Below are 23,017 nucleotides of genomic sequence, written 5' to 3' on the forward strand. Positions count from 1 at the left end.
AGGGTATGCAAGCGGACAGCTGTCCACTTGCTAAAAAATCTACCGGACACTTGTCCGCTTTGCAATGCAACGAAGGAAAAACTTTGCCCAGGAATGACGAATTGGCGATGCGTTCTGACGCCAAGAAAAACCGAGAACGAATTCTGAAGGTCGCTGTGGCAGAGCTGACACTCGATCCTGCGGTCCCGCTGAGCGCGCTTGCGAAGAAAGCCGGCGTGGGGCAGGGCACGTTCTATCGCCATTTCGCCAATCGGGAGGAGCTGGTATTTGAGGTTTATCAATTCGAAATGCAGCAAGTGGCCTCGTTGGCGCAAGAGCTGCTCGCGACAAGACCCCCGAAGCAAGCCCTCCGGGAATGGATGGACTGTCTCGCAGAATATGCAATGACCAAGGCGGGGCTTGCGACCGCGATACGACAAGCCGCGTCCACTTACGAGTTCCCAGGGAAGTCGGGATACGCCCCCGTCCAGGCCGCGGCCGAGTCGCTTTTAAGGGCCAATGAAAAGGCCGGAACGATTCGTAGCGGGGTTACCCACGATGACTTTTTCCTAGCCACTGCCGGAATTTGGCAAATCGATTCCCAGAGCGATTGGCGCTCGCGTCTCGCCAGATTGATGGACCTGGTCATGGATGGTCTCTGTGCTGGCAGTCCCGAAAGCCTGAAGGATAAACCGCCCAGCACTTGACTCCGGGGCTGGCGAACAGTTGGCCTACAATGGGCGATGCAAAGGCGCTAGCATGAAGGTTTACTCATAGAGGGGACCTTCAGGCGAAACTACACCTCGGCGGCGCGGTGGAGTGCGAAAGTCTCGGCGAAGTTTGCTTGTCAAGAGGTCGGGGAGTGGAGCAAGCCTGGTTAAATGTGACGCCGTTCAATCAGCTCACGGACGTGCTGGGCAATGCTCAGGCAGGACGTCAGGCCCGGAGATTCTATGCCGAACAAATTGATCAGCCCCGGGACGTCATGCTCGCGCTGGCTGCTGATCATAAAATCCCGGGCAGGCTCGCCAGGCGCCGAGATCTTCGGGCGAATCCCGCTGTAGCCTGGTTGCAGGCTACCGTCCGGCAAGTCGGGCCAGTAGCTGCGAATGGCCGCATAGAAACTGTCTGAGCGAGCCGGATTGACTTGGTAGTCCTCGGTTTCGACCCATTCGGTATCTGGACCAAAGCGTGCTTGTCCGCCCAGATCGAGGGTCATATGCACCCCGAGACCGTCGGCTTCCGGCGCCGGGTAAATGAGATGGGTGAAGGGCACTCGCCTGGAGACATTGAAGTAACTGCCCTTGCACAAATAGTCACGCGGCACCGCGTCAGACGACAATCCGTCTATGCGCCGTGCTAATACCGGAGCCTGAAGGCCCGCCGCATTGATTAGCCGGCGGCAGGAAAGCTTCATGGGCGCGTTCCCACCCACCTGAAGGAAAAAACCGTCCGCTGTCACCTCTGCACCGAGCAGCGGGGCATGGAACGCGATGCTGGCGCCGGCCGCCTCGGCGTCCCCTTGCAACGCCAACATCAGCGCATGGGAGTCGACGATACCGGTCGAAGGTGAATACAACGCAGCGATGCATTCCAGCGCAGGCTCCAGCGCCATGGCCTGATTACGATCAAGCAGACGCAGATCATCCACACCGTTGTCATGCCCTCGCTTGAGCAAGAATTGAAGCTGATCTACCTGCGCGTCAGTGTTGGCGACGATCAGCTTTCCAATTCTGCGCGTACTGACACCGTGGCTATCGCAATACTCGTAAAGTGCCTGCCGGCCCTCGACGCACAGCCGGGCTTTCAAACTCCCGGGAGGGTAATAGATCCCCGCATGGATGACCTCCGAATTGCGCGAGCTTATGCCGATACCAATTGCCGCCCCAGCTTCAATCACCAGGACTTCGTGACCTGCCAGGGCCATTTCCCGCGCGATGGCAAGCCCGACGACACCCGCACCCACGACTACGCAATCGATATCAACACTCACCGTCAAGGCTCCTTTCAAATCGTTAGACGTCATCGAGAAGGTACCTCCAAAGGGTGGCCGTTGACGAATGTTGTCAGCGGCTTGCTCGCGACCATCAGTTTGTTGAGTGTGAGCACAACTGGCATCGGCTTGACTTTGCTATTGAGAAGGGTATCGCTCATACTGGGTGGCGATGTGCTACCCGTCATGAACGCCACCTCTGCGTTGGCTCGCTCATAATTTAGAATAGGATATTCAGATGAAAGATTGGTTCGAGGCCGGTAGTAAACCCCTTGCTCTTGTGAGCGCAGTAGTCGCAGTCATCGCGGCGTTGGTTTGGCATCTTTCTGCGAATGCGCAGGAGGCCCTGAATCTAGCTACTAATACAAACTCCGAGGCTTTCAAGACAGCCCTGAGCATGTCTTTGAAATTAAACTCGCAAGCGGCGATTCTCTCTGCTGTGTCTGCAGCGCTAGCCGCACTCTCGGTGTTAGCAAGTAAATAATTCGCTACTGCTGCTGGACCGTCTGCCTTTTTTCGCATAATTTTTGCCCTTGGCTGGACTACCGAACAGATCTATTTCATTGGAGGAGAACTTACATGGATCCATTTTCATCATTGCTCTGGGACATCTTTAAGAATGTCCTCGGTAATCGAGTTGACGCTCTTATTTTCGGCAAGCAGAAAAATGAACCGCAGCCTGGCGCGTCGGGGCAGACAACTGAGCGCAAGGAGATCGTTGAGGCCCCTCTGGTCAAACCGCGTAGATTCAAAACGTTTGACGCCGTCTATGATCTTGAAAAGCTCTTGGCTTACGTAGACAACCCAATCGTCTATCTGTTGGTCGAAGACAGTCCAAGCTCTGCCTACAACCTTCCAAGTTATGTACTCGAATCCGGAAATACGGGAGAGTGGTTCGTCTTTACTCGGGGACGTCTTGCACTTCAAGGCAGCGGGGGCGGTCATCAAAATACCAAAGGTGTTTTCGAAATCCTGTTGCAGAAGAAAACTAAAATCGGGGCTTGGGTAGTTGAAAAAACACTACTTGACCAGCTCGATAATGGCCAAGCTTTATGGCCTGAAGTGAAACAGCTTTCAGTTCCGTTGTTAGCAGTCCTATCAGAAGAGTATTCATGGTCTGAAATCCAACGCCAATTTGAAGCCCTCAGTGCAAATAAAACCTGATAGGGCTGGCACGTTGATTTTCTGAATGCGATCAGTGCAGCTGCGGCAGTAGCCACGGCGCCGATCGCATTCCAGTCAATTTTCCAGAGTGAAAGCAACTGCGTTGCTAAAGGCCGGCTTTCACGCATGCAAGGGAAGCAACGCCAAACAATGCTTGGAGAGCTGTAGCCACGGCGCCGATCGCATTCCAGTCAATTTTCCAGAGTGAAAGCAACTGCGTTGCTAAAGGCCGGCTTTCACGCATGCAAGGGAAGCAACGCCAAGCAATGCTTGGAGAGCTGTTGTGCAGTGTTAGCGGCGAGTGGTCAGACTTCAAATCTGTCCACCCGAGGCTCCGGTAACTCACTATGACAGTACACATAATGTATATTATGTTAAACGATATGTTTACGTATCGCCGCAAACCTCAGCCCCCCCCCATTGATGGCTTAAGGCTATCCATCGATAATCACCCCCTTCTCAAAAAGCACATAAGGATTTGCTGTGAAGAAGCTCTACCTGGCGCTACCGTTCTGCGCGCTGCTGCTTCAAGGTTGCGGTGTGACCATGACCCGCTATGAACCCAATTTCCAGAATGTTCAGCAGCTCAAAAAAAATGAGCCCATGCAACACCTGCGTGAAACACAGGTGAATGCTGATTCTGGCCAAGGCTCTTTGATGGTTCGCCTGAACCCGATTTCTTCGCCCGTGGGCAGCGTTCCACTGCACATCCAGGCAGCGATCAACGATGAGCTCCGTCAGGCTGGGTTGCTGGACCCTCGTGCTGACCGGCAACTGCAGATCCAATTGGTAAAGAGCCAGCTCACCGCTGGCATGAGCAACGGCCATGGCGAGCTGACTGCGCGCTTCACATTGCGTAAAGGTGACCAGGTTTTGTACGAAACCACCAAAGACGTGCAGCGTGATTGGGACAGCAGTTTCTTCGGCCCGATCGCTATTCCGGCTGCGGCGAACAACTACAACCCTATGGTGCAAGACTTGCTCAAGAGCTTGTACAGCGATCCGCAGTTCACTCAAGCGTTGAAGTGATCAAAAAAGAGCCGCGGTTGCGGCTCTTTTTCTGTCGGCTGTCAACCCCGTGGAATGCGGGTGTCGACGGCGGAGTATTTCATGCGGTTGTTGTCGACCCAGTTTTTCAACAGCGCATTGACCTGCCGGTTGAAGGTGTCGGTGATGGCGGCCTTGGGCGTATTACCAGCCAGGGGCAGGAACCAGATACCCAGCCACGTGTTGACCGCATCATGGTTGCTGGTCTTGCCCACCGGCTGACCCTGCTCGTCCAGGGTCTCCAGGCTCACGGTGTACTGGTCGGTTGCCAGCGCAGGAATGATCGTGAACGTGAAGCCGCTGATGAATGCCAGGACCATTTGCCCGCCGCCTGGCGCATGGTTGTAGACCTTCAACCGCAGACTGTAGTCGCCTGGTTGCTTCTGGAACTCGTCGAAGACTACGCGCCCAAAAAGCCCTGACTCATCGAAGGTACGCTTCAAGTCGGGCTTGAGCATGTCTCGAGCCTGAGGCACTTCGGTGGCTTTGGCATTGCCGGGTTCGCCCTGATAGAAATCGAAGTCGACATAGACGTTCGGCTTGTTCGAGTAGCTGGCCATCGAAGGCAGATCCACGGGGGCTACTTCATCTTTGGTGAAACTGGCGCATCCACTGAGGCTCAAGACCAAGGCGAGGCCCACGGTTTTTACAAATTGCATATCGACTTCCTTGCGTAATTTTTACTAATACCGCTCACAGAGAGGGGCACGAATTCTAGCGGGATCCGTTTAAAAGCAAAAGGCCATCACTGTGGATGGCCATGTTCATCCCCTAGCATTGAATAAGCAGCCCCCCTCCTCCCTGACTGACTCAGCCTTACGAGTCAGCCACAGCTTCCTCTGCCAATGGCTTGGCAGACGTGGTCGACCCAGCCCCTTTGGCCGGCTTGGCGGGCGCAACCTTCAAATCCTTGGCAAACGTCCCATCCACCTCGCCCTTGAAGAAATTCTTACCGTAGATCAGCAAGCACAACACAACGCCAATCCCGAAGGCCCAGCTCGCGCCTTTGATGGCCAGTACCGCGCCAATCACCCCCGCGATACCCAAGTCGCGCTGGCTGCGCGCTTCAAGGATGCCCAGGCGCACGCTTACATAACCCTGGATCAACAAGGTCAGCGACAGCGCAACACCGAGAATCGGCTGCACCAGGGTCACGACCGGCAACAACAGCAGGCCGCTGTTGGTCCCCCAACGGAACGACCCGACACCGCCGATGATCGACTTCATCGCCTTCGGCCCACCTTTGAAACGTTCGATCACCACCACTAGCATCGCCGCCCATTTCGGGCCGCACATGGCGACATCCGGGCCAAAGACACTCATGAACGCATTACGCGCCCCGAAGATCAGGTGAGAGCGATCGGCGTTGTAGTCGACGACTTCATCAGTGCGGACAGTTTCTGCCTCATCGAGGAGCGATTTCGCACTGAGCACGTCGCCGAAGACAATGATGTACACCGCCAGCATGGTCGGCAGCGCGGAGATGAACATCGACAGTGGCGGCATGCCCAGACCGAACACGGTGTAGTTGCTCCACAGCCCGGCGAAATCCGGTTTGCTGATGCCCCACTGAATGGTTGGCCATGGCGCCTCACCGAACAGCGGCGCAATCACCACGGCCAACAGAACGATCGGCAAGATGCCGAGCTTGGCGAAGTTCCACCAGAAGCGGTTGCGCTGCTTGAGCTCATTAAAGTGCTGGGAAAAGATCAGGTAGAAGGCGATGCCGACCGCAATGGAAATGGTCCAGGGCAGCACGTTGAATTTACCGCCCACCTGGAACACCGCGATCACCGCACTCAAGCCCGCACCGACGATAATCCCGGACTTGATCGCCGCGGGCACATATTCCACCACCTTCTTTGCCATCCCGGTCGCCCCCAGGGCGATTGAAAAAATCCCGAGCATCAACTGGAAGGCAATCAAGGCGTGGACACGCTCCGGGCCCATTGGGAATTGAGCGCAGTAGGCCATCAACAGCGGTACTGCCGGAGTGATCCAGCCAGGTACGGTGGGGTCACCGAGTAAATGGTGCGCCAGGTACAGCAAGCCGTTGAGCATCACGACGGCAAGTGCGACCTCGAATGGCATGCCGAGCAGTTCGGTCATCAGCGGAATGGCCGCCAGGTCCACGGCACACATCAGCAAGCCCTGGAGGTAGTCCGGAAGCTCGATCTTGTAGTGAATAAACGGCAGCCGGACCTTGAAGGGGCCCAGCGGGATGTACGGGCTTTCGCTCCGTTGCGCAGGAGTGTTGGACATTGAGTTCACCTGTTTTATTGGTTTTGTACGGGCGCACGCTCCGGTACTACCCGGAGTCGTGAGTGACGGAGTTCAATAGGCTGCGCGATAGATCTTCTCGATATCAGCGGCGGACAGCTTGCGCGGGTTGTTGCGCATCAAGCGGTCGATCTGGCTGGCCTCCTCGGCCATCGCCGGAATCGAATCTTCAGGCACGTTGAAACTGCGCAGGCCGGTCGGGATATCCACGGCGGCACAGAGATCCGTCATGGCTTTAACGGCCTGGTCAGCCGCATCCTTGTCGCTCAGGTGCGCGACGCGCACGCCCATGGCTTCGGCGATATCACGAAAGCGTTCGACGCAAGCCGTCTTGTTCCACTCCATCACGTACGGCAACAGCAAGGCGTTGCTGACGCCGTGGGCTATGTTGAAACGTCCGCCCAGTGGATATGCCAACGCGTGCACGGCCCCTACTCCGGCGTTACCAAATGCCATGCCGGCCATCAGGCTGCCGGTGGCCATATCTTCCCGAGCTTGCAGGTTGGATGGGTTGGCGTAAGCCTTCGGCAGTGCCCTGGCGATCAACTTGATAGCGCCTAACGCGATAGCGTCAGTGATGAGCGAAGCGTTGAGCGACAGATAGGACTCGACCGCATGCACCAGCGCATCGACACCGCTTGCCGCCGTTACACTGCGCGGGCAGGTCAATGTCATGGTCGGACAGACCAACGCCAGATCGGGTAGCAGGTAGTCGCTGACAATGCCTTTTTTCAATTGCGCTTGCTTGTCGGAAAAAATCGCTACGTTGGTAACTTCCGAACCCGTGCCAGCGGTCGTTGGAATCGCAATCAACGCAGGGCCTTTACGCTTTACCAGATCGACACCGAACAGTTCGCTCAGCGGACCGTCATGCTCGGCATACGCCGCGACCCCCTTGGCGATATCGATGGCACTGCCGCCCCCCACGGCTATCAAGCCGTCATGGTTACCCTTGCGATAGGCGCGGGTGCAGTCCTCTACGATGGCGATTTCCGGCTCCGGTTTAACCTCATCGAAGACGCCGTAGTGGCGGCCGCCCAGTTGCGCCAGCGCCAGGTCAACGGTGCCGGATTTCAGCAGAATGGCGTCGGTGACGATCAGCGGGTTCTGGACATCGAGGCGAGTCAGTTCAGCCGAAAGCTGCTCGATAGCGCCCTGTCCAGTGATCAATTTGTTCGCGATTTTAAAAGCAGAGATATTCATCAGGCTCGTCCAGTTGATGTTGTTTTATTGGAAGACGTGCCATACGAGTTAGCGAAAGACGTGCCAATGCCCGCAAAGGCCCGTGGCGTGAGGCTTCTGCACGATTTACAGGATAATAGGAGGGGTTTTACCGGTCAGTCCCGATTAGGTTTCTGATCGATTCAATCGAGGCTGATTAGAATTCTAATCAGAATGTTCCCAGCGCTTCATTTTCTGCACCACGGTCGCCTGACTCACGCCCAACGCCTTGGCTGCAAGGCGCGTGGTCTTGTGCACACGCATCGCGGCACGAATCGCATTGCGCTCGGCATTTTCCAATACCTTGCGCAGCGGTAAGCCAGTGTCATCGGTATTGCGCGGAGTGAGGTCGAGGATCTCCTCGGGCATGTCGAGTGCCTCGATAGTCCCGGTCTGATTGGTCACCACCAGCCGTTCGACGATGTTGATCAACTCGCGGATATTGCCGGGCCAGGCGTACTCGCACATCAGATCGAGGGCTTCGAGACTCCATTGAACCTGACGTTCATATCGGACATTGAATCTATCGAGGTAGTAATGCAGAAGGGGCGGAATCTCCTCCCGACGCGCGCGCAGTGCCGGAATGTGGATTGGCACCACATTGAGCCGGTAATACAGGTCGGCCCGAAAACGACCCTCTGCCACCAACTGCTTGAGGTTATGGTGGCTAGCGCTAATGATGCGTACATCGACCTCCTTAAGCTCCAGGCCACCGACGGGAATGAAGCGGTTTTCTTCGATGACCTTGAGTAACTTGACCTGCACCGGCAGCGGTAAATCACCAATTTCATCGAGAAACAAGGTTCCGTGATGCGCCAGCTCCAGCAGGCCTCGCTTGCCTTTGGAGCCCGCGCCGGTGAACGCTCCAGGCGCATAGCCAAACAGCTCGGCTTCGATCAGATTCTCGGGCAGCGCACCGCAGTTGAGGGCGAGAAATGGCTCGCCGGCACGGGCACTGGCGTTGTGAATGAATTGCGCTACAAGAGTCTTTCCGACGCCGGTTTCGCCCTGAAGCAAAACCTTCACCGAGCTGTTGGCCACCTGCCGGGCCAACGAAAAGACGCGTCCGGAAACCTCCTGATCGGCCATGAGCGGAGAATTCAGGAGGTTGTCGCGTTGGCCGGCATGAAGTCTGGCGGTGCTGTTGCGCAGTTGCTTGAGTTGCTGCAACTCATCGCGCTCGTGTTTCATGCGCAGCAGTTCAGTCATGTCACGCACGGTACTGACCACATAGGAAACCCGATTTTCAGCGTCGAGGATCGGAGTGGCGCTGACGAGCAATTTCTTGCCCTGACTCAGGCTCTGCATCACCGACACCGGTCGACCTCCCTGCAATACACGTAGCGTGGCCGATTGCGAGATAACGCCCTCCTTCACCAGTTCCTGCATTGGTCGGCCGATGAGATCGGCACCACGGAGCCCGCTCAGGCGCTCATAGGCTTGGTTGACCTTCAGCGTCCTGCCGTCGCCATCGGTAATGTAGACGCCATCATGCAAAGCGTTGAGCAACTCTTCGAAACTGGCGTCGTTGACGTTCACAGGGGGACGGTCCTTCGTGGGTTCGGATCGGTTGAGTTTAAACGGTGTGCCCGGGGATGGAGAACGCCCGCCCGGTGATCATCGAGAGGCTGAGGGCTGTACGAAGCACCTGCCCTCCTCACTGGGTGCCGTCGATCAGAATCAAGTCCTGGTCCATCGCGTCACCCCTTCACACATACGACTTGGCGCAGCGTATGCACCACTTCAACCAGGTCGCGTTGTGCAGCCATCACCGCATCGATGTCCTTGTAAGCCATCGGTATCTCGTCGATAACAGCCGCATCCTTACGGCACTCCACATGAGCGGTCGCCCGCACCTGGTCCTCGACCGTAAACACCGCCTTCGCCTTGGTGCGGCTCATCACCCGGCCCGCACCGTGGGAACAACTGCAGAACGCCTCCTCGTTCCCCAGGCCGCGCACGATGAAACTCTTTGCGCCCATTGATCCAGGAATGATCCCCATCTGCCCTTTCTGTGCGGAGACTGCACCTTTACGGGTGAGAAGAATGTCCTCCCCAAAATAAGTGCCCCGCTCCACGTAGTTATGGTGGCAGTCGACAGCGATCAGCCGTGACTCAAAAGGCTTGGTGATAATCGACCGGACGGCGTCCAACACCGCCACCATCATCACCGCGCGGTTCTGTTTGGCGAAGTCCTGGGCCCACTCAACGGCCTCGACGTAATCATCGAAGCTGGAGGTGCCTTCTCGAAGGTAGGCCAGGTCCCGGTCAGGCAGGTTTACCATGTGTTTGCGCATTTCCTCGCGGGCCTTCTCGATGAAGTAGGTACCGATCATGTTCCCTACGCCACGGGAGCCAGTGTGCAGCATGACCCACACGTGGTCGGTCTCGTCCAGGCACACCTCTACGAAGTGGTTCCCTGTACCCAGCGTTCCGAGGTGTTTGCGGTTGTTGGATTTTTCCAGGCTGGGGTGTTTGTCGGTGATGAGCTTGAAACGCCCCTCAAGGGCCGACCATGCCTGATCGACAAGCGCCGGGGCGGTCTCCCAAGCCCCTTTATCCCGGCCACTACGCCCCGAGGTGCGGCCGTGCGGTACAGCCTTCTCGATTGCGCTACGCAGGCCAAACAGACTGTCGGGAAGATCGCCGGCGCGCAGCGAGGTGCGCACAGCCGACATCCCGCAACCGAGGTCGACCCCGACGGCAGCCGGAATCACCGCGCCCTTGGTAGGAATCACACTCCCGATAGTCGAGCCTTTCCCCAGATGAACGTCGGGCATGACAGCCATGTGTTTGAACACGAACGGCATCTGCGCCGTGTTCATCAGTTGTTGCCTGGCCTCTGGTTCAATCGGGACGCCTCGGGTCCACATTTTGATGGGCTTGCCGTTTTCGACTTCAAGCAGCTCGAAGGTTTGAGTGGTCATTATTTTCGCTCCTGTGAGTTTCTGTTTGGAGCTCTAGCTGATGCCCGTCGTGAGCTCTTTCCACAGAGCCGATCAGCCTAGGCAACGCCTAACGGTTCCCATAAATTTTGGCTCGATTGGACATTATCGAAGCTGAATACGACCAAGTACAGGTAGCAGCTACTTTCACGTTTGAATCCTCCCGATTACAAACGTGAGAAACGCAAAGCCGATTTTTATGGAGCAGCTCGGCGATAAGAAAACCCAACAGTGGATTCAGCACGCCTAAGCTTCTCGAAGCCTCCTCTAGTTCATCACCAATGCGCGAGGCGTCGCCACCATCCCGGGTCAAATCTGGAGGGCAAACAATCAAGCCGAAGCCTTCAAGTCCACGCCCAATGCTTGGGCAAATGCCTTGACCAAGGGGCTGCGCACAGTGTTATGGCGCAGTATCAGGCTGAACGGTGTGACGATGTTGAACAGATCCGGACGCACCGCGCGAAACTCTCCTCGCGCCACCATCGACGCGGCGTAATGCTGGGGCAGGAATCCCAGGAAACGCCCCGTCTTGATCAGCAATGCAACGGCTTCCACCTGGGTTGCCGAGGCGGAAAAGCTGTCGTAGTGGGCAAACTTCAGTTTGTCGCGGTGAATCGCGTAGCGATGGTTGATGCACTCATGATCCTTGAGTACGTGCTCACCCATGTCCGCATCCGCCATGGAGAACAAGGGGTGGCCAAGCGCGCAATAAACCTCTGAGCGTTCTTCGTATAACGCGTAGTAATCGAACTCTTCGCGCTTTTGATAAATCGGCACAATTCCCGCTACCAGCCGCCCCTCGACGACACCTCTTTCGACCTCATCAAGTTGCGTCGCCTGAAGTTGGAACCTGACCTTGGGAGACTGCTCATTTATATGCCTAAGTGCGGCAACTAACGGGGAGTTTGAATCGGTGATCGTGTTATCAATAACGCCCACACCAAGGTCGCCGACAAGTTCATTTTGCGCCGAACTAAGACGATCGCGAAAGTTGTCGACCGAGGCAAATAAATCTATCGACGCCTGATAGACCAGACGCCCTTCTTCCGTCAGATGAAATCCCTCCCGACCACGCGTGCAAAGGCGCATGCCGATACGGATTTCCAAGTCGGAAATCTGTTTGCTAATGGCTGCCAGCCCTACATTCAGCTCATTTTGCGCAGCACTGAAACCTCCCGCTTCGACGACGGCCTTAAATACCTTGAGCAGTTTGAAGTCCAGCCCACTGAGGGCTAACGGTGCCCGTTGCGGCGCTTTCGGTGGCGGGTTTCCGGAATTGGAAAGTGGGGTTTCCATAATGGTTATTTACCTCTGGCGCCCTATTCAACACGCTGTGTCCAACAACAAAAACTATGGCTGGCCTAATAATAATGAACACAGAAAACCAGGCTTGGCAACCGCCAATAAATCCCGAGCATCAGCGCCAATCCGCTGATCTAGAAACAGTAAAAGCTGACACTTCGATCAGCTCTCGCCCCGTTGCAACTGCCCTCTTGAATACTGCCCTGACCTGATTTCGCTCACTTATTTTTTGCGACGTTTCGGCCCGGCATACCCCTTTCAGTTCGCCTTACCGACGAGGAAAAACAACAATGTCCCAACCCACCGACCGTCTCTGGGGGGCTCGCTTTACCAGCGGTCCATCCGAAGCCTTGGCGGCCCTGTCCCGGTGCCCAGAGCGCTACTTCCGACTCACTCCGTACGACCTCGCCGGTTCCAAGGCCCATGCCCGGGAATTGCAGCGTGCCGGCCTGCTGAGCGAGCAAGAAACCCAGACCATGCTTGACGCCCTGGAGCGTATCGGTGCGGACTACCGCGCCGGCGACATCGCCCCGACCCTGGATGACGAAGACGTCCATACCTTCATCGAGCGCCTGCTGACAGAGCGCCTCGGCGCCCTGGGTGGCAAGCTGCGTGCAGGTCGTTCACGAAACGACCAGACCGCCAACGACCTGCGACTGTTTCTGCGTGACCATGTACGCACCGTGGCGGCTGAAGTGCTGGGCTTGCAGAACGCACTGGTGGACCAGGCCGAGCAAAACATCGAGAGTATTTGTCCCGGTTTTACCCACCTGCAACAGGCACAACCGATCGTGTTTGCTCATCACCTGCTGGCCCACGCCCAGTCGATGCTGCGCGACGTGCAGCGCCTGGTGGACTGGGACGTGCGCACTTCGCTGTCGCCACTCGGTGCGGCGGCTATGGCCGGCTCGGCGATAGCCCGTTTGCCTCAGCAATCGGCAAAAGAAATGGGCTACAGCGGTGTTTGCGAAAACTCCATCGATGCCGTGGCCAGTCGGGATCATGTCGCCGAGTTCCTGTTCATCGCCAGCATGCTCGGCATCAACATCTCGCGCCTCGCTGAAGAGTTTTGCCTGTGGTCGTCGCGGCAATTCCGCTGGGTCGCGCTGGACGATGCCTATGCCACTGGCAGTTCGATCATGCCGCAGAAGAAAAACCCGGACATCGCCGAACTGGCGCGGGGCAAGGCGGGTCGGCTGATCGGCAACCTGACCGGACTGCTGTCCACCCTCAAATCCCTGCCGTTGTCCTACAACCGCGACTTGAGTGAAGACAAGAACGGCGTGCTCGACAGTGTCGACACCCTGTTGCTGGTGCTCCCGGCCATGGCCGGAATGGTCGCGACCATGAAGGTCAATGTCGAAGAACTGCGTCGCCAGGCACCGCTGGGCTTCACCCTCGCCACCGAAGTCGCCGACTGGCTCGCGGTGCGCGGCGTGCCGTTCAAGGAAGCTCATGAGATCACCGGCGCGCTGGTCCAGGCTTGCGAGAAACACGACATTGAATTGTGGGAAGCGTCCCCGGCTCTGCTGGCCGAAATCGATCCGCGCCTCACACCGCAAGTACGCGAGAGCCTGACCCTGGAAGCCGCCATCGCTGCCCGCAGCGGCTGGGGCGGGACCGCGCCACACCAGGTACGCGAACAGATCGGCCGCCTGAAAACCGCCCTCGCCGTCCAGCGACAATGGACCGAGGACTATCACGGCTTCCGCCTCTGAGGTTGAACACCGGACCTGTGGGAGCGAGCTCGCTCGCGATTACGGTTTCACCTTCAACATCAATGTGGACTGACCCACCGCTATCGCGAGCAAGCTCGCTCCCACAGCGATAGCGCCGAAACCGAGTACGGAGAACTACCATGAGCCAGACACAGGCAGAACGACTCCAGGCGGAGCGCAAGCTGGCGGAAAACCAGTTCGACATTACCCAATACGATCATGTGCCCCGGCGTTACTACGGGCGAATTTTCTTCGCCACGGTGATCGTTATCGCCATTATCGGCCTGGTGCGCGCCTTCGCCGACGGCAAGATCGAATGGTCGTACATCGGCCAATTCCTGACCTCCCAGGCGATCATGTGGGGCCTGCTCAACACCATCGTCATGGCGGTGCTGGCGATGGCGCTGGGTATCGTGTTCGGCGTGATCACTGCGATCATGCGCATGTCGGCCAACCCGATCCTGCGTTATGTGGCGTTGACCTACACCTGGCTGTTTCGCGGTACGCCGTTGATCCTGCAACTGCTGTTGTGGTTCAACCTCGCACTGATCTTCCCCACCATCGGAATCCCCGGTCTGTTCGAGATCGACACCGTGAGCCTGATGACGCCGTTCGTGGCGGCGTTGTTTGGCTTGAGCATCAACCAGGGCGCCTACACCGCCGAGGTGGTGCGTGCCGGCCTGCTCTCGGTCGACACCGGTCAGTATGAAGCCGCCAAGTCGATCGGCATGCCGCGCCTGCAAGCGCTGCGCCGGATCATCCTGCCCCAGGCCATGCGCATCATTATTCCACCGGTGGGCAACGAGTTCATCAGCATGGTGAAGATGACCTCGCTGGCGAGCGTCATCCAGTACTCGGAGCTGCTCTACAACGCCCAGAACATCTATTACGCCAATGCCCGCGTGATGGAGCTGCTGATCGTTGCCGGTATCTGGTACCTGGCCACTGTCACCGTCCTGTCCTTTGGCCAAAGCCGCCTGGAGCGTCGTTTCGCCCGCGGCGCCGGCAAGCGTTCTTGAGGAGCCGCACATGAGAAGCATCGTCAAGGCCGTGAGCCTGAACAAATACTACGACCAGTTCCACGCACTCAAGGACGTCAACATCGAAGTCGAGCAAGGCGAAGTGCTGTGCATCATCGGCCCGTCCGGCTCAGGCAAAAGCACCTTGCTGCGCTGCGTCAACCAACTGGAAAAAATCGACAAGGGCGGCCTGTGGGTCGACGGCGAACTGGTGGGTTACCGGATCGTCGGCAACAAGCTGCACGAACTCAACGAAACGCAGATCGCCCGCCAGCGGCTGTCCACCGGCATGGTGTTCCAGCGTTTCAATCTGTTCCCGCACATGACCGTGCTGCAGAACATCATCGAAGGGCCGTGCCAGGTGCTCAAGCGTTCACCCAAAGAGGCAAACGACGAAGCCTTGGAACTGCTCGCCCGCGTCGGCCTGGCCGACAAGCGCAACAGTTACCCGATCGAGCTTTCGGGTGGCCAGCAGCAGCGTGTAGCCATTGCTCGAGCCTTGGCCATGCGCCCCAAGCTGATGCTGTTCGATGAACCCACTTCGGCACTCGACCCGGAACTGGTCGGTGAGGTGCTGTCGGTGATGCGCGATCTGGCGCAGACCGGCATGACCATGATCGTCGTCACCCATGAACTGGGCTTCGCTCGCGAGGTTTCCAACCGCATGGTGTTCATGGACGGCGGGCAGATCGTGGAGGCTGGAAGCCCCGAAGAAATACTAATAAGTCCGCAAAACCCGCGCACCCAAAGCTTCATTTCTGCCGTTCGAACCTAGGCGCCTGGCTCGTAAATCAAGAGCTGCCTCACAACACTCAAAAGAGAACGACCATGAAGAACTTCGTTATTCCAGCATTGCTCGCAAGCGTTATGGCATCCGGTTTCACCTTCGCGGCCGAATTGCCGGCCAGCATCAAGGCCAAGGGCGAGATCGTCGTAGCGATCATGCCGAACTACCCACCGATGGATTTCAAGGACCCAGCCACCAACACCCTCACCGGCTTTGATTACGACCTGGGCAATGCCCTGGCGGAACGTCTGGGCGTGAAGATCAAATGGCAGGAAACCGGCTTCGAACAGATGATCAACGCCCTGACCACCGATCGTGTGGACATGGTGCTGTCGGGCATGACCGACACCGCCGAACGGCAGGCCAGTGTGACCTTCGTCGACTACTTCACCAGCGGCCCACAGTTCTACACCCTGCAGAAAAACAAGGACACCAACGAGATCGTCGACCTGTGCGGCAAGAAAGTCGGCACCAGTCGCCGCACCACCTTTCCGACGGAAATTGCCGAGTGGAGCAAGGCTAACTGCGAAGCCGCCGGCAAGCCTGGAATCAATGTGGTTGGCACCGAGGGTTCAGCCGATGCCCGAGCGCAACTGCGCCAGAGCCGCATCGATGCGGCGATGCAGGGCAGCGAAACCCTGCCCTACCTCAAGACCCAGGAAAAAGACATGTACAAGACCGTGGGTCTGCCGATCTCCGAGCAGTACACCGGGATGGGCGTGAGCAAGAAAAAACCCGAGCTCAGCGAAGCGGTGAAGGTCGCGCTGCAGAGCATGATCGACGATGGCACCTACCACGCGATCCTGAAGAAGTGGGACCTGGAATTGGGGGCAATCAAGACCGTGACCATCAACGCCGGGAAGTAACCGCGCAGCCTCCCCTAATCAAATGTGGGAGCGGGCTTGCTCGCGAAGGCGGTGTGTCATTCAACGTCAATGTTGCCTGACTTGACGCCTTCGCGAGCAAGCCTGCACACAAGGGGCTGGTGTTTACAGATAAACAATGGAGCACTACAGATGTCCTCCTCGCCCCAACCCACCTGGCCCGGCAAGCACAACGCCTGCCTGGCCCTGGCCTTCGACCTCGATGGCCCGACCGGTGACGCCATGCTCAACGGCTCGATCTGGCGCAAGCCCGAGTACTTCGGTTTCGGTGGCTATGGCCCCTACCGGGCACTGCCACGGCTCTTGGATTTGCTGGACGAATTCCGGATCCCAACGACGTTCTTCGTCCCGGCCTGGGTCGTAGAAAACTGGCCGAGACAGTGCCAGGCGATCGTCGAGCGCGGACACGAAGTGGCTTATCACGGCTACAAGCACGAATCTTTTTACGCCCTGACGCTGGAGCAGCAAAAGGACGTGATGAACACCTCCCGCAAGGTGTTCTGGAAACACCTGAACATTCGCGCCGAAGGCTTTCGTACACCGTCCGGTGACTGGCGTGCCGAAACCCCGGCAATGCTGGTAGAGGCGGGTGTGACCTATTCCAGCAGCATGCGCGGCGACGACCGGCCGTACCTGGTGAATGTGCCGGGGTTCGATACGCCGCTGGTGGAAATTCCTGGTCGCTGGGAAATGGACGACTACGCCTCCCTCGCCTACACCCGTGCGCCGAACTTCCCTTCGGGGCTGGACCGCACGGCCAGCTACGCGTTGACGTTGGATAATTGGTGCCGCGAATACGACGGTGCGATGGACGAGGGGTTATGCCTGACTACCCTCTTCCACCCCAAGATTACCGGTAAGCCGGGGCGCATCCTGTTGCTGGAAAAACTCTTCGAATACATGCGCCTGCGCGACGACGTGTGGTTCGCCACGTGCCGCGACGTTGCCCAATGGTGGCTGAAGGAACATCACCATGGCTGAATCCCCTGTCTGGCCGAAAGGCTATCGCTGCGCCGTGGTACTGACCGTCGATTACAACGACATCCACGGCATTCTCACGCAAGCCCCGGAAGTGGCCGGGCGCGACAAGACCTTGTCGGTATGGCGCTACGGCACCCATCGCGGCGTCGAGCGTTTGCTCGGCCTGTTCAAGGAACTCAGGGTCTCCAGCAGTTGGTTTGTCCCGGGTATCGTGGCCGAGGAAAATCCCAGACACATCCAGGCGATCCAGGCCGATGGTCATGAAATCGCCTGCGCGGGTTATCGTCATCAGGACTACGACACGCTGGACCTGGCGGCGCAAAGCAATGACATCGCCAAGGGCTGTGAGGCCCTGGCCGGGCTGATGGGCCAACGCCCGGTCGGCTTTCGAATCCCGGCGGGCAGTGGTGCGCCGGGATTCGTCGAGGCCTTGAAAGACCAAGGCATTCGCTGGTCTTCGTCGTGGCGCGGCGATGATTTGCCATTCGCTCATCCGACCGCCCCCGGCGTGATTGAACTGCCTTTGCATTATGAACTGGAAGACGAGCCCTATTTCGCCTTCAACTTGAGCCCGGCGGTGCCGCCGGCGCAATCGCGGATCGCGTCCTACAGCCACACCTTGGGCAACCTGCAAATGGATTTCGCCGGGTTTCACCGGTTTGGCCTTTGTTACGTGCTGCGCCTGCACCCGGAGATCATCGCCACGCCGGGACGGATAGGCGTGTTGCGCGAGTTGATCGAGGGCATTCAACAGCACGATGACGTGTGGGTCGCCACGGGTGCCGAGGTCGCGCAATGGTGGGCAGAGACCGCAGCGCCGGTCGCCGAGGATCATCCCGCGTCAGTTTACGAGCGCCATTATCGGGATTACGTTTCATGAGCGAACGTCTGCAACGTCTGGTGCAATTTTGCGTTGATCTGCGCTTTGTAGATTTACCACCTGCGTTGGTGGCGCAAGCCAAGCGACACATTCTCGATACCTTCGGCGCAACGCTGGGCGGAGCCGACAGCGCTGTCGCGGAACAGGCGCGCAAAGTATTCGCATGTGAGGCCGGCGAAGTGTCGGTTTGGGGTACTGACTTGCAGGTTGGCGCAGCACAGGCAGCGATGCTCAACGGCGTCGCCGCCCATGCCTTGGAACTGGACGACACCGGCGGCTGCGATCATTCCGGTGCCGTTGTGCTGCCGGCAGTGATGGCAGCCGTTTCGCTACTTGCTCGCCCGGTGAGTGGCCATGAGTTCATCTGCGCCGTAGTGGTTGGCTATGAAGTGGGCCGTCGAGTACTCGAAGCCTGCGGTGGCTATTCAGCCCACAACGGCGCCGGCTGGCATTCCACCGCGACCTGTGGAGTGTTTGGCGCAGCAGCAACCAGTGCGCGAATCCTGGGCCTGGATGTGCAGCAAACCTTGGCAGCGCTAGGCATTGCCGGCAGCTTCAGCGGTGGCTTGTGGGCCTTCATCCACGACGGCTCGCAAAGCAAGAAACTGCACAGCGGACGCGCCGCAGAAGGCGGGCTACTGGCGGCACGGTTTGCCCAACAGGGAATCACCGGCCCAACGCAGCTGTTCGATGAGGTCTGGGGTGGCTTTCTCAACACACTCGCCCCAGCGACCTCCACACCCGAAGCCCTGGATGCAGGCCTCGGTGTCGTCTGGAAACTCGCCCGGTGCTCGATCAAACCCTATGCGTCCTGCCGCGGCACCCATTCGGCCATCGACGCCCTGGGTTTACTGCTGGATCAACTGAATGTACGGGTCGATCAGGTCGAAAACGTACAGGTCTCGCTCAGTGGGTTTCTTCACAACATGTGTGGCGGTCAGGACGTCAGCACCCTTGCGGCCGCGCAAATGAGCCTGTCGTATGCCTTGGTCGCGCGGTTGGTGCAAGGGCATTGTCAATTGCACGCCTATGACGATCTACAGCGCAACGACCCGCGTATGATCCGATGGTTGTCGCGCATTCATCTTGAAGTGGACCCGCGACTGTCCGAGGATGGCGAGCCTGTGGTGACAGTGCGAACCGTGGAGGGTCGGCAGGCGAGCCTGCGTGTAGACGTGCCATCGGGCGCGCCAGGCAATCCGCTGTCCGATGCGGATCTGGAGGAGAAGTTTTACAGCCTGGCGACGCGGGTGATGTCGCACGAACAGGCTACAGGCCTACTCAAGCAACTGTGGCACATTGAAGAAATGGAATCGGTACGCACGCTGGACCAGTGGCTGGCTTGATCATGGCATCGGTCGGTCGGACATCACCGCGGCGCACGCCAACATCTGAATAAGGACATTTGCCTCACCGTGGCCACTTACTCGCTCGTTATTCGACGCTTGATGATCGCCTCACTGACCATCGTCGTCAGCCGCGCCATTACCAGTCCATTGCTCACGCTATTCTTGAGCAACAAGTTGGGCCTCAACCAACAGGACGTCGGCTTGTTGCTCGGTATCGCGGTGTTCATCGCCACCCTGTTGGCCCTGTATGGCGGCTATGTCATCGACCGTCTGGAAAAGCGCCGACTGCTGATCGTGGCGATGTTCTCCAGCGCTATCGGTTTCGTGCTGCTGACCTTTGCCGAAAACCTCTACCTGACCACCCTGACTGTGGTGATCACCGAGACCGCCTCAGCCCTGTTCCTGATCGGTTCCAAAGCGATACTCAGCGAAAGCCTGCCCATTAGCCAGCGCGCCAAGGCGTTTTCCCTGCGCTACACCTTGACCAACATCGGCTATGCCATCGGTCCAATGCTCGGCGTGGTGATTGCCGGCGTCTATCCGATTGCCCCCTTCCTGATTGCCGGTGGTATCGCTTTTTTCAGCATATTCCTGATGACGGGCATCCCAGGGGGCGCCGCGCCAACAGTGGCGATGGGGCCCCCGCCGAGCTTTCTCAAGACACTCAAGACCCTGAAAAACGACCGTACCCTGATCATGTTTACCTGTGGTTGCCTGCTCAGCACCGTGGTGCACGGACGCTTCACCCTCTACCTGTCGCAATACCTGCTGGTGACTCACGATTCCAAGCGCGCGCTGGAAATCATGGCCGCCCTGCTCGCTTGCAACGCCATTACCGTCATCCTGCTGCAATACCAGATCGGCCGGTTCCTCGATCGCGAGAAGCTGCGCTACTGGATTGCCGCGGGCACCAGCCTGTTCATCCTCGGCCTGATCGGCTTCAGCCTGGCGGATGACATGGTGAGCTGGTGCGTGGCGATGTTCATTTTCACCCTCGGTGAAATGATCATCTACCCGGCCGAATTCCTTTTCGTCGATACCCTGGCCCCCGAAGAACTGCGCGGCAGCTACTACGGCGCGCAAAACCTGGCAGCGCTCGGCGGGGCACTGAGCCCGGTGATCTGCGGGTACCTGCTGATGCAAACCCCGGCACCGACGATGTTCTATGCCTTGAGCGCATTGACCGCCATGGGCGGGCTGCTGTGTTTCATGAGCGGTCGTCGGATGGCTATTGTCCGATAAGCCGCGGTTGCTTATTTGATGGTCGACAGATCGGCCGCGCCCAGGCGCAACGAAGCCCGCTGCACAGGCCTCTGCTGCCAAGCCAACTGCGCCTGGACAATGTCGACCGCATCCAGCACTTTCTGCGCCCAACCCTCATCTTCCGGATGCACCACGACCACGCGAAACCCGTGATCATCACCTTCAATCTGTACGCCCTCGGAATCATCGACGTGCAAATCGATATCGAATGCCGGCGGATACTTCGAGGGCGCATTCGACAGCCCATGGACCGTCAGCGCACGGTTGTGCAACACGCTGTTGACCACGCCATCGACGCGGATGCCGTAGAGCAACAGCCAGCGCCGGATATAGGACGGCGTGCGACCGGACGAGGTATAGACCCAGATGCTGCAATCCTGGCGGCGCAGTTCTCGGATCAAGGAACGTGTGCCCCTGCGCAACGGTTCACCCAACCAACGATGGACACTGGCCGGCAGCCTGCTGTGCTCGACTTCGCAGTGGTGGAGTTGGCAGGCGAGCGTGTCATCGATATCAAACGAAATGCGGATGCGTTGGCGCCTGGACATTTGCAGCGGGACAGCGCTGCGAATGGCCTGCCCTACCCGGCTGCCGAGGGTTTTGCATTTGGCGAGCGCATGATACCTGCTCATCAATGGCCACCTTGAGAGAGGGACGACGGCTTGCCTTTGAGAAAGAACTTCATCGGGTCAGGCGCTTGTTCTTCCAGGAACGCCGCGTATTTTTTCTTGATCTTGGGCAATTCGTACAACGCCTTGACTCCATGTTTGGCAGAGTTGCGTATGACTGATGAGGGGTTGAAGTAGCCCTCGGCGTTTTCCAGCGTCAACACGAAAGGCGGCAAGCCCGCGCGCATGAGCAGATAGCTGACGATGAGCGATCCGCTGCGGTTGTTACCTTCAATGAACAACTGCGGCTTGCTGAGAATGCGCACATAGACGCCAGCCGCACGCTTCCAGACGGATTCGCTGCGGTACGCACAATACCAGTTGTACAAGTCCTTGATGCCTCCCTCAACATTGTTGAAGAAATGCGCCTCGGTCGCGGCCAGGTGCTGGGCGTACTCCAAGCGGCGCGCCGGGTCTCGGCCACACAGCACCGTGGCGTTGATCTCGAGCATCAGGTTCAGTTGCTGGAGGTCGAACAGATCAACGCCGCGGGCAACATAGTCGTCAACCAGCGCATAACCTTCAAGCACATTGTGCAGCACCTCGTCGGTCAAGGGATCGCGCGGCTCCGTGAAGTGCCGGCTCAGCGCGGCGAAGCGCTCTTGCACTTCCCGCAGTGCACGTTCAATCGCAGGCAAATCAAGGCGGTGCGTAGCAGGCATTGGTGCTCCTTGGAAACGCTTGGTAAATGTCTACCGGATGCCCGCCAAATCCATTTGGCTTCTGCAGGTATGCGGCCTTGACCGGAAGTGGACTCAGCTGAACTTGCCGCTGATGTAGTCGCCGGTCATCTGTTCACGAGGGTTGTCGAAAATCTGCGTCGTCGGGCCCATTTCGACCAGGTAGCCGGTGCGCGTGCCCTGGGAAATATCCACCGAGAAGAACGCCGTGGTATCAGCGACGCGGATGGCTTGCTGCATGTTGTGGGTGACCAGCGCGATGGTGTAATCCTTCTTCAACTCGACCATCAACTCTTCGACCCGACGGGTAGCGATCGGATCGAGTGCCGAACACGGCTCATCCAGCAGCAGGACTTCCGGCTCGGTGGCGATGGCGCGGGCAATGCACAGTCGTTGTTGCTGGCCGCCGGACAGCGACAGACCACTGACCTTGAGCTTGTCCTTGACCTCATCCCACAGCGCGGCGCCTTGCAGCGCATGTTTGACCCGATCGCCGATATCGCCCTTGTAGCGATTGAGGCGCAGGCCAAACGCGACGTTGTCGAAGATGCTCATCGAGAACGGGTTGGGCTGTTGAAACACCATGCCGATGTAGCGGCGCACGACCACCGGATCGACGCCCTTGCCATAGACGTCCTGGCCAAGGAAGTGCACGTGGCCCTCGAAACGGAAACCTTTCACCAGATCGTTCATTCGGTTGAGGCTGCGCAGCACGGTGCTCTTGCCACAGCCGGAAGGCCCAATGAAGCCGGTGATCTTGTTTTTTTCGATCGGCACATGGCTGTCACGTACCGCCATGAAGTTGCCGTAGAAAATCTTGTCCAGTTTGCAGTCCATGACGACAGGGGCCTGGGTGA

The 23,017-nt window shown here is 58.1% G+C and carries 22 protein-coding genes; 12 read left to right on the forward strand and 10 right to left on the reverse strand.

Features of this window, described 5'->3' with window-relative positions:
* Positions 1–107: 107 nt before the first annotated feature.
* Positions 108–686, forward strand: coding sequence for a TetR/AcrR family transcriptional regulator (locus J3361_RS17465; protein WP_207965659.1), 579 nt, complete (start codon positions 108–110; stop codon positions 684–686).
* A gap of 170 nt (positions 687–856) precedes the next feature.
* Here the strand turns inward: J3361_RS17465 and J3361_RS17470 are convergent, their stop codons facing one another.
* Complete coding sequence (locus J3361_RS17470; protein WP_207965622.1) at positions 857–1,972, reverse strand: NAD(P)/FAD-dependent oxidoreductase; 1,116 nt, start codon at positions 1,970–1,972, stop codon at positions 857–859.
* A gap of 238 nt (positions 1,973–2,210) precedes the next feature.
* Here J3361_RS17470 and J3361_RS17475 point away from each other — a divergent pair, with 238 nt between their 5' ends.
* The 3 genes from J3361_RS17475 (at position 2,211) to J3361_RS17485 (ending at position 4,165) form a co-directional block, all read left to right on the forward strand.
* The gene (locus J3361_RS17475) at positions 2,211–2,456 is read left to right on the forward strand and encodes a hypothetical protein (protein WP_207965623.1); all 246 of its coding nucleotides are present in this window, start codon (positions 2,211–2,213) and stop codon (positions 2,454–2,456) included.
* A 95-nt stretch (positions 2,457–2,551) separates the two neighbouring features.
* Positions 2,552–3,136 carry a hypothetical protein gene (locus J3361_RS17480; protein ID WP_207965624.1) on the forward strand — a complete coding sequence of 195 codons (585 nt, stop codon included), beginning with the start codon at positions 2,552–2,554 and terminating at the stop codon, positions 3,134–3,136.
* 483 nt (positions 3,137–3,619) lie between these two features.
* Positions 3,620–4,165, forward strand: a complete 546-nt coding sequence (locus J3361_RS17485; RefSeq protein ID WP_207965625.1) for a hypothetical protein — start codon at positions 3,620–3,622, stop codon at positions 4,163–4,165.
* Between the two features lie 41 nt (positions 4,166–4,206).
* On the opposite strand, the gene J3361_RS17490 is transcribed toward J3361_RS17485, so the two are convergent.
* From J3361_RS17490 to J3361_RS17515, 6 genes are all read right to left on the reverse strand, one after another.
* Entirely contained in the window at positions 4,207–4,842 is a 636-nt protein-coding gene (locus J3361_RS17490) for a hypothetical protein (protein WP_207965626.1), read from the reverse strand.
* 157 nt (positions 4,843–4,999) lie between these two features.
* The gene (locus tag J3361_RS17495) at positions 5,000–6,445 is read right to left on the reverse strand and encodes a hypothetical protein (protein ID WP_207965627.1); all 1,446 of its coding nucleotides are present in this window, start codon (positions 6,443–6,445) and stop codon (positions 5,000–5,002) included.
* 72 nt (positions 6,446–6,517) lie between these two features.
* Positions 6,518–7,666, reverse strand: a complete 1,149-nt coding sequence (locus J3361_RS17500) for an iron-containing alcohol dehydrogenase (protein ID WP_207965628.1) — start codon at positions 7,664–7,666, stop codon at positions 6,518–6,520.
* 183 nt (positions 7,667–7,849) lie between these two features.
* The gene (locus J3361_RS17505; RefSeq protein ID WP_207965629.1) at positions 7,850–9,223 is read right to left on the reverse strand and encodes a sigma 54-interacting transcriptional regulator; all 1,374 of its coding nucleotides are present in this window, start codon (positions 9,221–9,223) and stop codon (positions 7,850–7,852) included.
* Positions 9,224–9,384: 161 nt separating this feature from the next.
* Complete coding sequence (locus J3361_RS17510; RefSeq protein ID WP_207965630.1) at positions 9,385–10,611, reverse strand: RtcB family protein; 1,227 nt, start codon at positions 10,609–10,611, stop codon at positions 9,385–9,387.
* Positions 10,612–10,959: 348 nt separating this feature from the next.
* Positions 10,960–11,925, reverse strand: a complete 966-nt coding sequence (locus J3361_RS17515; RefSeq protein WP_207965631.1) for a LysR family transcriptional regulator — start codon at positions 11,923–11,925, stop codon at positions 10,960–10,962.
* Positions 11,926–12,221: 296 nt separating this feature from the next.
* Between J3361_RS17515 and argH the strand changes: the two genes are divergently transcribed.
* The 8 genes from argH to J3361_RS17555 all read left to right on the forward strand — a co-directional run bounded on the left by argH (position 12,222) and on the right by J3361_RS17555 (position 20,791).
* Positions 12,222–13,649, forward strand: coding sequence for an argininosuccinate lyase (gene argH, locus J3361_RS17520; RefSeq protein WP_207965632.1), 1,428 nt, complete (start codon positions 12,222–12,224; stop codon positions 13,647–13,649).
* A gap of 140 nt (positions 13,650–13,789) precedes the next feature.
* The gene (locus J3361_RS17525; RefSeq protein ID WP_207965633.1) at positions 13,790–14,668 is read left to right on the forward strand and encodes an amino acid ABC transporter permease; all 879 of its coding nucleotides are present in this window, start codon (positions 13,790–13,792) and stop codon (positions 14,666–14,668) included.
* Between the two features lie 10 nt (positions 14,669–14,678).
* Positions 14,679–15,443 carry an amino acid ABC transporter ATP-binding protein gene (locus tag J3361_RS17530; RefSeq protein ID WP_207965634.1) on the forward strand — a complete coding sequence of 255 codons (765 nt, stop codon included), beginning with the start codon at positions 14,679–14,681 and terminating at the stop codon, positions 15,441–15,443.
* A gap of 53 nt (positions 15,444–15,496) precedes the next feature.
* Positions 15,497–16,321 (forward strand): ABC transporter substrate-binding protein, encoded by an 825-nt coding sequence (locus J3361_RS17535; RefSeq protein WP_207965635.1) that lies wholly within the window; start codon positions 15,497–15,499, stop codon positions 16,319–16,321.
* A gap of 150 nt (positions 16,322–16,471) precedes the next feature.
* Complete coding sequence (locus J3361_RS17540) at positions 16,472–17,320, forward strand: polysaccharide deacetylase (RefSeq protein ID WP_207965636.1); 849 nt, start codon at positions 16,472–16,474, stop codon at positions 17,318–17,320.
* A complete protein-coding gene (locus tag J3361_RS17545) occupies positions 17,313–18,200 on the forward strand; it encodes a polysaccharide deacetylase (RefSeq protein ID WP_207965637.1) in 888 nt (295 codons plus the stop codon). The genes J3361_RS17540 and J3361_RS17545 overlap by 8 nt, the downstream gene beginning before the upstream one ends.
* Positions 18,197–19,546, forward strand: a complete 1,350-nt coding sequence (locus tag J3361_RS17550; RefSeq protein WP_207965638.1) for an MmgE/PrpD family protein — start codon at positions 18,197–18,199, stop codon at positions 19,544–19,546. Before J3361_RS17545 ends, J3361_RS17550 begins: the two co-directional genes overlap by 4 nt.
* A 69-nt stretch (positions 19,547–19,615) precedes the next feature.
* A complete protein-coding gene (locus tag J3361_RS17555; protein ID WP_207965639.1) occupies positions 19,616–20,791 on the forward strand; it encodes an MFS transporter in 1,176 nt (391 codons plus the stop codon).
* An 11-nt stretch (positions 20,792–20,802) separates the two neighbouring features.
* Here J3361_RS17555 and J3361_RS17560 read toward each other — a convergent pair whose 3' ends face one another.
* From J3361_RS17560 to pstB, 3 genes are all read right to left on the reverse strand, one after another.
* On the reverse strand, positions 20,803–21,444 hold the full coding sequence (locus tag J3361_RS17560) for a hypothetical protein (RefSeq protein ID WP_207965640.1): 642 nt from the start codon (positions 21,442–21,444) through the stop codon (positions 20,803–20,805).
* Entirely contained in the window at positions 21,444–22,142 is a 699-nt protein-coding gene (locus tag J3361_RS17565) for a hypothetical protein (protein ID WP_207965641.1), read from the reverse strand. Before J3361_RS17565 ends, J3361_RS17560 begins: the two co-directional genes overlap by 1 nt.
* Positions 22,143–22,235: 93 nt before the next feature.
* Positions 22,236–22,997 (reverse strand): phosphate ABC transporter ATP-binding protein PstB, encoded by a 762-nt coding sequence (pstB, locus tag J3361_RS17570; protein WP_025214260.1) that lies wholly within the window; start codon positions 22,995–22,997, stop codon positions 22,236–22,238.
* Positions 22,998–23,017: the final 20 nt, after the last annotated feature.

The sequence above is a fragment of the Pseudomonas sp. OA65 genome (assembly GCF_017498305.1).
Lineage (GTDB): Bacteria > Pseudomonadota > Gammaproteobacteria > Pseudomonadales > Pseudomonadaceae > Aquipseudomonas > Aquipseudomonas zanjanensis.